This window comes from Pseudomonadota bacterium, from assembly GCA_039193195.1.
Lineage (GTDB): Bacteria > Pseudomonadota > Gammaproteobacteria > Steroidobacterales > JBCBZW01 > JBCBZW01.
In genome coordinates this window covers 1-10,631 of the sequence record JBCCWS010000080.1, presented here as the reverse complement: position 1 = coordinate 10,631, position 10,631 = coordinate 1, and the positions used below count along the sequence as shown (strand labels likewise).

The window sequence follows — 10,631 nt, the reverse complement described above, 5'->3', positions numbered from 1 at the left end:
CGGCAAGGCGGCCGAGATGAGCGCCTTGGCCTGGTTGAGGATGAGCGTTACGCCGTGGGTGGGCATGGGCTACTCGCCGGCCTGGGCCTTGGTCTCGGCCGCCTTTGCGGTCTTGCCACTGCGCTTGCGGCGGCCCTCTTCGGCGGCCTGGAACTCTCGAAGGTCATCATCGCTGCAGTTGCGGAACCCCTTCGCATGGAATTCGAAGTAGTCCGCCTGATCGACAACGACAACTTCGCCGGTGTCCGTCTTTTTCATGGGTCGCTGGAATGCCATGGTCACTTACCTCTCAGCTCTTGTACTTGAGTCCAATCACCACTATGTCGCCGTCGTCGTCGGCAACATCAGTCGCTTCAAATTTCCGATCACCTACTTCCCACGCATCGCCCTCTGCCCTGCGAGGCACGTCCTCTCGCATAACGGTGACGCTTGGGTAGTGGCGACTGATTGTCTGCTCGCCGAGCGAGAGCGCTTCATAGGGCTCCCGGAACAGGGCGGGGTAGACGGTGCGCGCGGTACCATTCGCTGGTCGATAGCGAACCTGCGGATGCTCATCCGCATCGACCATGACCTCGAGCGCAATGCGCTGAGTGGCCGCGCGCACCGACACTAGGCCGCGACTCCGGTGCCTGGCGTGAGAATGACCACGCCCTCGGTCGCGCTGGATGCCGCTGCCTCTGCAGCCAGGGCAACGAACTCGACATCACCGGCCGCAGTCGTCCCGCCAAGGCGGGTGAGCGAGTTGGCCGAGGCATCCCAGTCCAAGCGCTCTAGCTGCCCCCACGCGACGCCGGCCACCTTCGGGGCGGAGATGAACCGACCCACGATCCGGAAGGTGATCAGCTCATTCGCCTCCGCGTCTTCGGTGGCGACCGCCAAGCAGTCGTTGATGATGTAGAAGTTGCCGGATACGGCGCCGCCTGCCAGCGAAGCGGTTACCGTTTCGCCCGCGTTATCGTAGTTCTTCACGTCAAACTCTCCTTTGATGACCCCACAAACAACAAACGCCCCGAAGGGCGTTGGCAGTCAGCGTGTCGGTTGGGTACCGGGATTACTGACCGGGGTTGTACTGAAGTCCGCGATGATCGAGCTGCACGGCGTCCACGTCGTGACGGACCTTGAAGGTCACTCCGTCCACGTGGAAGGCAACCTCCTCATCCAGGAACGGCTCGTCGTTGCCATCCAGGGTGATGACGGCCACGGTGTCCGTGCCCTGCGAGGTCGCGCCGTACCACTCCGTCGGCATCGAGTCGAAGCGGTGATCGGTGATCACGTCGAACTGGCCACGGTGCACGTTCGCGGTGCCGGAGTTCGAGATATCGACACCCCCGGCGCCCGCCCGCTTGGGGTCGGCCGTGCTGTTCACGAGCTCCCACATACGGTCGTGCAGAGCGTAGGGGCCAATGAGGAAGGCCAACCGCGCACCGGTCCGGGCGTAGCCGCCAACCGAGGTCTGCAGGGCCATGGCGTTGCGCATCGCGGAAACGGAATCGATGCTGGGAATAGCGGCCGTCTGCACGTTGTTGTGGGCCGCGTCGAAGATCGGCAACCCATCCTCGTCCATGTTCGGATTACCCATGAGCACCGCGTACACCAGGTCGCCCACGAGCTGACGCGCGGCTCGCGCCAGTTTCATCGGGGTCTCCGTGAATGCACCCAGGTCGTCATTGATGATGGTCTGGCGAGTCACCGGCACGATCTCGCCGAAGGTCTCCAGCTGAGCACTCTGACCGCGGTCGTCCATCTGGACCGTACGGTACTCACCGTTCGGAAGCAGGCGGCGCAGACTCGGGAGTTGACCGGCGCCTACCATGTGCTGGCGCTTGAAGTCCGATGCGGACATCGAGCGCGTCCACAACTGGTAGGTCTCGGGGTGAACATCCCAGCCGACGAGCATCGACTTGTTGGCAGCATCACGGAGAATCTCCGGGAAATCGTCCGTGTCGGCGAACGCGCGGCCAATCACGGTCATGGGATTACCCACGACCGGAATCCCTGCGTTGCGCAAGGACATCTTCGCCATCTCCTTGAGCCCCATGCTCGTGAACTCACTGGTGCGGTCCACAGCTATGTGCCGCTTGTCGTCGGTGCCGTAGACTTCAGTCACCTTCGACTTCGCCAGAATCGCCTGAGCCGCGCCCTTTCGGAACTTGTCGCTCTGGTCCTCGCCGGCGTCGACGCGATTGGTGGAGTTCACCGTTTCCACGCTGTTGTAGGTCGTGCTGAAGGCGATGATGCGATCCTTCGCCTGATCGGCCGTGCAGGTCGCGTCGTTCAGCATCTCTGTCACAAGCGCTTGAGCTTCGACGGTGTCGGGGAGCGCGCGCGCGAGCGTGTTGATCTGCTCTCGGCGAGCGTTCTCCGCCTTCTGGAAGTCCGCCATGGTGAGCGCAGCGGGTTCACTCGTCGGAGTGTCCTGCTCGTTGACGACCGGCGCGGAGTTGGTGTTCTCCGTTGTAGACGGCGAATCCGAAGCTGCCGCCGCACCCTTCTGCTTGTTAGGGGGCATGTTCCTCTCTCCTGTCTTCGTGGGATGGCGTCTTGCGCCGGATTCGAAGTGCTTGGCACGTAGTGCTGCGGCGGCTTCGAGTTCTTCGGTTTCGGCCTCGACAGTGAAGTCGGCGAATCCGGATGTGACCGCCTCCTCGTCGAAGAGCCATGTCTCGTCATCCATCATGTCGCGGATGGCTGCCAGGTCGCGGCCCGAACGGCGCTGGTAGATCCGCGCGATCGCGTTGGTCATCTTCTCGATGACGTTGGCCGTGCGGCGTAGATCTCTATGGTCACCGACGGCCCAACTCCACGCGTTGTGAATCATGATCTGAGCGCCTTCGGCGATACCGAGCTGCCCCTCGTCCGCGACCATCGCAATCACACTTGCCATGCTGGCGGCCATACCGACGATGTTCACGGACACCGTGGCCTTGTGCTGGCGGATCAGGTTGAACATGGCGATGCCATCGGAGACGTAGCCACCGGGCGAGTTGATTCGCAGCGCGATCTCGTCCACTTCGCCGAGCTCGTCTAGGCGCTCACCGAACTCATCGGCGGTGATGTTCCAGCCGATGACGCCGAACACATCGATGTGACAGACGCGCTTGTCGCCCTCCTCGACGCGGAGCGCGAACCACTCCTCCGTGGCGTGCTGCTCGAAGTGCTTGGACAGATGCTCTCGCTCGAGCTTGTCGTACTCGGCCAGCCACTTCGGCTTTGCCATCGCCACGGCATCGATATCCATGTCGTCCTCCTTGTTCATTCTGTTGAGGCGAACCAGCGCCGCCCGTCGAGCCTGCGAGGCATCGGTTTCGCTCTCTCCTCGATCGGTGCCCCTCTGCTGCTCGATCTGCCGCAGCCGCTGCGTGCGGTGAGGATTCCGACCCCGCCGCATCTGGACCTCGGTGAGAGACTCGAGGCCGCCTTCGATCGAGGCCATCTCCCCGGCAATCTCTCGCTGATAGTCGACGTACACCTGACCGGGACCGACGAACAACGCATCCTCCATCGTGCTCATGTCGACACCCCTGAGGAGCTCGGGAGGAATCAGGCTGTACACCAGCGCTGCGCGGATCTGTGCCCGGTGGAGCGGCTTCACAAATCCACACGAGAAATCCGAAGTCAGGCGTTCGAACACGCGGTGGTGCACGGCCTGCTCCATGCGTCGGCTTGAGTAGCTACCTTCGTAGTCGTTGGCCGCTGGGCTATAGGGAGCCTTGGCACCACCAGATGCAGCGCGGATGTTCTCCCGACGCCACTGCTGGAAGTTGTTGTTAGGGCGCGGGTTCTCATGCAGGTTTAGCTTCTCGCCCGGCGCCAGCTTGTCGAAGAGCATGCCCTCTTCGAACAGGAATTCAGCCGGTCGCGCGTCACCTTGATCACCTGCTTCGAGACCAAGATCACGATCAATCGAAAGCACGATGGCCGCCGCCATCTTGAAGGCGATCAATTCGTACTGTTCACCCTCTCGAAGGTCTTGCAGCCGATTCATGCAATTGGCGAACACGGACATCCCGCGCAGCTGCCCCACTCGCTGCATGTGCGCCACGTGCAGCATCTGCGATGCAGGGACCTCGATCGTCTCGCGCAGGAGCGTCTGGGTACCGAGCCAGTCGTTGGGGTGCTGGCGGTAGATCCTGAACGCCACCGGACGACCCCAGTCGTTGGTGATGATCCCGTCCGGCGCGTCTTGCGTGAACAGATTCTCTGGGCAGTACTCGGCCTCGAGGAGTTGAACCGACAACGGCAAGGCCATGTCGCGGGAACGATGAAGGCCTGGGCGGCGCCCCTGCAGGAGTCGGCCGAAGATCTCGCCGTCTCGCAGCCAAGAACGGGCAGCAAGCGAGTGCATCATGCCGCGGTCGAGGCGCCCCGTGATCTCTACTTGCTCCCCGTGCTGCATGAGCAGCTCGTAGAGGAACTGATTCAGTGCGGTCGCGTCTGAGCCGTCCTGCAGGCGCACCATGGGGTACACCTGCACACCGTCGGGGCCGACTACGTGCGACACGACCATGTCCAGGATGGTGCTCGCGACGTCGTAGTTGGCTTCCAGCTCGCGGGCACGCTCACGGATGAAGGCACGGGACCTTCGCTGCGACCTGTTGGGGCCGAGCCGAATGCGCGGGGTTCGACGGCGACGATCATCACGTGCGGCCTCGTAGAGCTCCGCTTTCGCCCGGCGCTTGTCGCCCTGCTCTAGTCGATGGCGCAGCGTTTGACGATCCACGGTCACGTGTCGAATCTCCCCACGCTGCCGAAGTAGCGCTTGTTGGCGGGCGTGCTCGCTGCCCGTAGCTCGGCCTTCAGCCGGTCAAGTCGAGCGTAGAGTTCCGATAGGTCCCGGTACTCGACCTGGGAGGAGCTTTCGGGGCCACTGTGGCTCGATGACTTGGCCTTAGTGGCGTTCGTCAACGCCTGGTGCGTGGCATCGATATCCGCCTGAATGGCGACCGTTGATCTGCTCATGGTTGGCGTTCCTCTCAGCGTCGAACGTCTATGCGCCCGCGGGGCTCGATTCTGCGGCGCTGATCGCCACCGCCTCCGCGCTTGATAGGGGCTCGACGACGCACGGTCAGGCGCCGCTGCAGGCCTTCCTTCCAGGCCGCCGCGAGCGCGAGGTATTCGCAGTCGAAGTAGTGGTTGTCCCCTTGCTTCTTCCACTCCGCGCGACCGTTCCGGTGCACGATGCGTGTCTCCGAGGACATCTGTTTGCAGTAGTCGTCGTCGTGACCGGCGCTGATGTGGTAAGCGCCGACGGCGTCGATCGGCTTGGCCATGCGTGCGCGAACCCAGCTCTTGAAGCGATCGCTGTCGCAGTTCCAATAGCCGACGCCGGCCTTGCGCGCCTTGCCGCTGCGCGACAGCTCGGCGGGTGTGAACTGCAGGTGCTTGGTCAGGCGATCTCGTCCGCGTGCGGCGTGCGCCCACTCACGGTGAGCACTGACGAACTCGTACGCCTGCACGTCGTTGTACTGGGTGTCGATGAACGCGCCGATAATCTCGAGGCATTCGTCGCCGTACACTTGGTCCTTGAAGGTCTCCAGGGTGTCCCATGGATCGTTGAGCGGGTCGCTCCGATCAGTGCGACCGTGGATGTAGCCGTGGTCGATGCCCCACGACTCCATATCCATGCCCCAGGCCCGGACAACGTAGTAGAGGCCCCGCTTCTGCACGTCCACGCCCATCGTGAGGAACAGGGGGCCGTCGGGTAGTTCGTTGAGCTCGTAGTCTCCGCGGAGCTCGGCGACCTCCTCCCACTCCAGTCGGTCCCCGGCGATCCCACCGAAGCACTCGCCAAACTGGTTGTTGACGTTGCCGAGCAGCGCGTCCTCGTCTTCCAGTTTCTCGGCACGAAGATGGGCGGCCACCGCCTTGGGCCAATTGCGTCGGAAGCCTAAGAGGCCTGACACCCAGAAGCTGACAGCGTCTGTATCCGGGGGCTCGCCGCACACCTCCCCGAGTTCGTTCACCCATTGGCCTGGCGCGACGTAGCGTTCAAGCTGATTGCGGATCCAGTAGTCACGGTCCGACTGGCTGTGCTGGTGGCCGCACCGGTTGCACGACAGACGCGCGGCGCGCGCGATCTTCGTGGGCGTTCCCAACGCTCGGTCTAGGGTCAGGAGCGCAAGCTTGGGAATGAAGTACTCGCCACACCCGCGACACGGGACGGCGCACTCATGCCGAGTCCCTTCCTGCCACTCCCGCCAGATCCGCGACTGCAGCTGATCTGGCTCGGCCACGGTGAATCGGACGAACCCGTGGTCATCCTCATAGGTGGCGATCAGGCCTTTGCTCGGGGTCGACGTGGCAACGACGCGCCCATCTGCGAACGTCTCCGTTCGCGCGATCGCGTCTTGCATTGGATCCGAGTCATCGCCCCGACTCGGGTCCATGCCGTCGAGCTCATCGACGAACACCAGCGCTGCGGGTTCACCGCGCAATCCTGACTTCGAGCCCGCCCACGTGAACCGGAACTTCGCCGAAGGAAAGAGCTTCAGAGTCTTCTTGCTCTCGCCCTTCGACTCCATGATGGTGGAGCGGAGCTGCGCCGCCGACTCGACCATATCCATGAATCGAGGCTCGGCCGTCTCGAGCACGAACTTCTCAGTGGGTGCCACGTAGAGGATCTGCGTCGGATCCTCATCCAAACGCTGCCCCGCGACGGTGTTGCAGGTATCCGTCTTGGACATCTGCGCGCCGCACACCACGACGACGATCGTGTAGCGCCTGCCGTCATGGACCCCGGTCGCCATCGCCCGCGCCGGCGCGATCATGTAGGGGGTACGGCCCATGTCGAATGGGCCGGGAATCGCAGCCTTGCCCTCGGGGAGCTTTCGCTCCGCCAGCCCCCAGGCGTCAGGAGTCCTTAGTGGCCTCGGCTTCAGGATCCTCGAAACTTGGATCCAAGCCCGTTCCAAAGGACTCAAAGAGGGAACTGACATCCGATAGCAGCCCCTTGAATGCCTTGAGCAAGATGATGCGAACCTCGGCTTCGTCGTCCGTCGCTGCCAAGTCACTGGCTAGTGACGATGCAAGGCCTTCCAGGCGTGACTTCATCGCCGCCCAACCGGTCACGAGAACGCGAATCGCGTCATCCAGCGGAATGCTGGAGCCCTCCTCCTTCGCCGCCCGCGCCTCAGCGAGACGAGCGTTGGCTAGGTCAAGCCGCCGCCGGATCTGGGCGTCGGTCTCCTCTTCGCCCTCGGCCGTCCTGCCTGCCCGCTGCGCCAAGTCGGCGCGCTCGAGGACAAGCTTCGTAGCGATCGCGAGTAGATCTAGGCCCTTGCCACGAACAGGCTTCGGGATGACGCCCTGGGCCACCCATTTTCGTACTGTCCGTATGGTGCGCTGACACTCTGCCGCGAAGCTTTCAACGGAAATCCAATGAGTTACAGCAGCATCCTCGGTGAAGGTGAAGAAGGTCCGTGAGGGTCAAAATCGTACGGTTTCTGCGATGCGTAGCACCGCATGCCTCTACGGCGTCACAGGACCCAGGATCGTGGCGTACACTGGACGGATGATCCTCCCCATCGAAGAGCTGGAAAGCGCGCTCAGCGAAGCGCTACGCACCATCACAGAGCTGCCGGAGTTAGAGCGGATGGTCGGCATCGAGTCGGTCACCCCGCCGGAAGACAATGACGTAACGACGCTGGGCCTATGGTGTCGCTACGAGATGGATCGACGAACAGCTGATAAGTTGGCTAGGCGTATCCGGCTAGCGATAGGCCGAGAGGACTTATGGGTCCAGGTGTCTAGCAGCGCGCGATATTGGTCGCCGTCACTCTCTTGCCGCGACGGCGATCTAGTCGTAAACGCGACAGGCATCGACCTAGACGGCGACATGTACATCACGTTCACGTGAGGGAATCCCGGCGCGACTGTCGCTAACCTAAGCGTCAGCCACCCAAGGAGCCCCCGGATGCTACGACTCACGTTGATCGCCGCCCTACTGATGCTGAGCGGCTGCGCTGCCTACATCACCGACATGCAGGAGCGCCGCACCGATACGCTCGCCGCCGCCACAGACAAGCGGGTGTGCCGCGAGTACAAGTCCCACATGCTGTTCCGCAACTGGGGGCTCGACGTCGCCGCCAAGGAGATTCAGAACCGCGCCGAGATGGACGAGCGACCCAGCGACCTCGAGGCTAAGGAATGGTGCGGGGGCAACTGGTAGGCGCCGGCATCACCACCGGTACAAAATCCATAGATGACAACGTGCGAACCGTCCACCATTCCAGAGCGAACCTGCCGCCCCCGATGCGATAGACCAGTTCGGCCGCGTTGGTGAATACCCGCCGCTCGGTTTCCAGGATGTCCGTCTTCCCACTGGCCGCTGGCACCCGAACCTACATGTACTTGTAAGGCGCGTCGCCTGCAGGCAATGCGGCGCACGCGCTGAGTGGTTGCGCCTCGGGGGCGCTGTCTAGCCACCCGTCCGGCTCATCGCAAACCACCGAGGCGATGGTGTTGCTACGAAGGCCACGATTGGACGCAGCCCATTCCTTAGGTGACTGCAGTGGGCGCCGAGGTGCCGCCAGGGCCAGGGCGGTCGGGGGAGCGGCGGCCGCAACGGCAGCGCTAGCGCCCAGCCGCAGGAAGTCGCGGCGGTTCAAGGGTTGTCCCCCGCGCCCGTGGCCATGTCGATCGCCTTCTTCGCCCGATCGGCAGCTGCTCGCAGCTCAGCGATGCGCGCGCCCATCAGCTCCACTTCGTTGGCGGCCACGATGCCGGCGTCGATGACGTCGTGCACATATGCGGCACCGTCCTGCACGGCCTGGGCCGGGGTGTCGCCTGGCCAACGCTCGCTTGCGCCGGGCACGGTCTCGGGGATCTCCACACGCTCAGTCGTCATCGGTTCGTCCTGCCTTGGTGATTGCTGTCTTCGTTCGCTCGCCGGCACCGATCAGGTCGACCAGCCGGTCCCTGAGGCGCTTGCCCTCGTCCGTCACTGCCTTGCTCATGGGCTGCACCTGGCCGCTCCACATGCGCCAGAGGAACAGCGCGACGAAGACCAGGGCAGCGGCGTTGGCCGCGCTGAGCACGAGGGTGGCCCACGCTAGAGCCTCCATTCGGCCACCTGCTTGCCAGCGAACGGCACCGGTACCCATGCCCCTACGCACACCGTCTGGGCGCCAGCGAATGCAGCCCCTGGCCATGTGTCGCGGTAGTTCCGCTCTGCCCGGGTGAGGGTCAAGCCCATCGAGCCCGAGAACCATCTGCGTAGCCTCACGGCAGGAACCCCGCACGTCGCGCGTAGAAACGAAAGTTGCGGTCGAACACGACCTCTGCCCTGGAGTCGAGAAGGCTGTTGAGCGCCTTCTGCACCTCCTCCTCAGCGAAGCGTGTCCACACCGGCGGCCCAAAGGCCTTCTCGATCGGCAAGCGCTTAGAGCCAGGCTTACGCGTGAACACGTGGCCACCCGCCTTGCCCGCGCCCTTGGGCACGAGGAACGACTTCGAGTGGCCCGGCTTCGGCCGCCAGAGCTCGCGCTTGCCAGTGGCGTTGTAGGTCACGCCCCGCTTCGTCTGCCGCGGTCCGTAGCGCGCCAGCGGGATCGGAATGCGCAGCGCTGTGATCACCGCGTTCGGATCGCGCGCCACCGCCTTCTTGATGCGGAAGGTGTTCTTGATGTCCCGCGCCTTGAGCCGGCGCTCCTTGCGCACCTGCTTGCGTGCCTCCACCGTAGCGTTGCGCGTCAGCTCGTTGACCGTGCGCACCATGGCGGGCCGCACGACCTTGGCCGGGTACTCTCGAGCGAGACGCCTCAGGCCGCGCAGATCAGCGCCGCCGGTCGACAGTGAGACGGGCACTACAGCCTGCCTCGGTCCCGCCCGATCATTCGCACGTAGCGCTCCCACACCTCGCCGGAGTCAGCAGTCGCCGTCATCCGCACCTGGTAGGCGCGCTCGTCAACTGTGCCCGTCACGAACAGCCGCAGCCTGCCCTCGGTATCGAACTGCAGCGACGAGAGCGTGACGGCCTCGGTAGCCGAGTCCTCGTTCTGAGGCAGCACGCCATCACTGATGATCGTTGAACTGATGAAGTTCGCAGTTGCCGCGGTCAGCTGTGCACCGTTCTCAAGGAGCGCAGACAGGTCGGAGTAGCGAGCCTGTGTCTCGCCTGGACCGACCGGCGCCGGCCACTCCATGAATTCGTTCGAATCGATGTCCCGCCACTTGATCGTCCGGTCATCATCGGGCGCCTGGAAGCTTGCCTCGGATGCGACAACGGATTGCCCCCCACCGAGTTCAACGATGATCACGTTCGGCCCGATCGAGCCGCCAGAAGCCTGCGTGTTGCCGCTTACAGTGATGCTGACCGCAGCCGGACCTGCCAGCGTCGCGTCAGGAGCAATGCTGCCCCCGAACGCCTGCGTGTTGCTCTGTACTACGATCGCTGCGATCTGCTCGCCGTCGATCTGTGCGGCAGGCGAAATCGAGCCACCCGAGGCCTGCGTATTCGACTCGACGGTGATCGACGCATTGGGCGATTCGCTCACGATGATCGCGTCGGGCGAGATCGTGGCCACTGGGCCAACGCTGTCCTCGACGACAACCTCAATGACCTGCTGCAGGGTCGCTGCCGGGCTAATCGTCCCGCCCGAGGCCTGAGTATTCGACTGGACGGTTATCTCTGT

General features: G+C 63.6%; 14 protein-coding genes. 2 read left to right on the top strand and 12 right to left on the bottom strand.

Features of this window, described 5'->3' with window-relative positions; all coding sequences use genetic code 11:
- Positions 1 to 69: 69 nt before the first annotated feature.
- The 7 genes from AAGA68_26720 to AAGA68_26690 all read right to left on the bottom strand — a co-directional run bounded on the left by AAGA68_26720 (position 70) and on the right by AAGA68_26690 (position 7,314).
- Positions 70 to 258, bottom strand: coding sequence for a hypothetical protein (locus AAGA68_26720; protein ID MEM9388663.1), 189 nt, complete (start codon positions 256 to 258; stop codon positions 70 to 72).
- A 31-nt stretch (positions 259 to 289) separates the two neighbouring features.
- Complete coding sequence (locus AAGA68_26715; protein MEM9388662.1) at positions 290 to 610, bottom strand: hypothetical protein; 321 nt, start codon at positions 608 to 610, stop codon at positions 290 to 292.
- Complete coding sequence (locus AAGA68_26710; GenBank protein MEM9388661.1) at positions 610 to 969, bottom strand: DUF2190 family protein; 360 nt, start codon at positions 967 to 969, stop codon at positions 610 to 612. Before AAGA68_26710 ends, AAGA68_26715 begins: the two co-directional genes overlap by 1 nt.
- A gap of 82 nt (positions 970 to 1,051) precedes the next feature.
- Positions 1,052 to 4,726, bottom strand: a complete 3,675-nt coding sequence (locus AAGA68_26705) for a ClpP-like prohead protease/major capsid protein fusion protein (GenBank protein ID MEM9388660.1) — start codon at positions 4,724 to 4,726, stop codon at positions 1,052 to 1,054.
- A complete protein-coding gene (locus AAGA68_26700) occupies positions 4,723 to 4,959 on the bottom strand; it encodes a hypothetical protein (GenBank protein MEM9388659.1) in 237 nt (78 codons plus the stop codon). The genes AAGA68_26705 and AAGA68_26700 overlap by 4 nt, the downstream gene beginning before the upstream one ends.
- A 14-nt stretch (positions 4,960 to 4,973) precedes the next feature.
- On the bottom strand, positions 4,974 to 6,935 hold the full coding sequence (locus AAGA68_26695) for a terminase gpA endonuclease subunit (GenBank protein MEM9388658.1): 1,962 nt from the start codon (positions 6,933 to 6,935) through the stop codon (positions 4,974 to 4,976).
- Positions 6,850 to 7,314 (bottom strand): hypothetical protein, encoded by a 465-nt coding sequence (locus tag AAGA68_26690; GenBank protein ID MEM9388657.1) that lies wholly within the window; start codon positions 7,312 to 7,314, stop codon positions 6,850 to 6,852. The genes AAGA68_26695 and AAGA68_26690 overlap by 86 nt, the downstream gene beginning before the upstream one ends.
- Before the next feature lie 178 nt (positions 7,315 to 7,492).
- On the opposite strand from AAGA68_26690, the gene AAGA68_26685 reads away from it, so the two are divergent.
- Both AAGA68_26685 and AAGA68_26680 read left to right on the top strand, forming a co-directional pair.
- Positions 7,493 to 7,855, top strand: coding sequence for a hypothetical protein (locus tag AAGA68_26685; protein MEM9388656.1), 363 nt, complete (start codon positions 7,493 to 7,495; stop codon positions 7,853 to 7,855).
- A gap of 57 nt (positions 7,856 to 7,912) precedes the next feature.
- A complete protein-coding gene (locus AAGA68_26680; GenBank protein MEM9388655.1) occupies positions 7,913 to 8,167 on the top strand; it encodes a hypothetical protein in 255 nt (84 codons plus the stop codon).
- A 172-nt stretch (positions 8,168 to 8,339) separates the two neighbouring features.
- Here the strand turns inward: AAGA68_26680 and AAGA68_26675 are convergent, their stop codons facing one another.
- The 5 genes from AAGA68_26675 to AAGA68_26655 form a co-directional block, all read right to left on the bottom strand.
- Entirely contained in the window at positions 8,340 to 8,606 is a 267-nt protein-coding gene (locus tag AAGA68_26675; protein MEM9388654.1) for a hypothetical protein, read from the bottom strand.
- Complete coding sequence (locus AAGA68_26670) at positions 8,603 to 8,845, bottom strand: hypothetical protein (GenBank protein ID MEM9388653.1); 243 nt, start codon at positions 8,843 to 8,845, stop codon at positions 8,603 to 8,605. The genes AAGA68_26675 and AAGA68_26670 overlap by 4 nt, the downstream gene beginning before the upstream one ends.
- Positions 8,835 to 9,062, bottom strand: coding sequence for a hypothetical protein (locus tag AAGA68_26665; protein MEM9388652.1), 228 nt, complete (start codon positions 9,060 to 9,062; stop codon positions 8,835 to 8,837). Before AAGA68_26665 ends, AAGA68_26670 begins: the two co-directional genes overlap by 11 nt.
- Before the next feature lie 157 nt (positions 9,063 to 9,219).
- Positions 9,220 to 9,804: a phage tail protein gene (locus AAGA68_26660; GenBank protein ID MEM9388651.1), complete on the bottom strand. Its 585-nt coding sequence runs from the start codon at positions 9,802 to 9,804 to the stop codon at positions 9,220 to 9,222.
- A partial coding sequence (locus AAGA68_26655; protein MEM9388650.1) for a hypothetical protein occupies positions 9,804 to 10,631 on the bottom strand: 828 nt, incomplete at its 5' end. The genes AAGA68_26660 and AAGA68_26655, both read right to left, overlap by 1 nt.

Excerpts from the sequence above, each read along its gene's own strand:
- AAGA68_26700 (MEM9388659.1), bottom strand. The coding sequence starts at position 4,959 with ATGAGCAGATCAACGGTCGCCATTCAGGCGGATATCGATGCCACGCAC.
- AAGA68_26670 (MEM9388653.1), bottom strand. The coding sequence starts at position 8,845 with ATGACGACTGAGCGTGTGGAGATCCCCGAGACCGTGCCCGGCGCAAGC.
- AAGA68_26695 (MEM9388658.1), bottom strand. The coding sequence starts at position 6,935 with ATGTCAGTTCCCTCTTTGAGTCCTTTGGAACGGGCTTGGATCCAAGTT.
- AAGA68_26665 (MEM9388652.1), bottom strand. The coding sequence starts at position 9,062 with ATGGAGGCTCTAGCGTGGGCCACCCTCGTGCTCAGCGCGGCCAACGCC.
- AAGA68_26720 (MEM9388663.1), bottom strand. The coding sequence starts at position 258 with ATGAAAAAGACGGACACCGGCGAAGTTGTCGTTGTCGATCAGGCGGAC.
- AAGA68_26680 (MEM9388655.1), top strand. The coding sequence starts at position 7,913 with ATGCTACGACTCACGTTGATCGCCGCCCTACTGATGCTGAGCGGCTGC.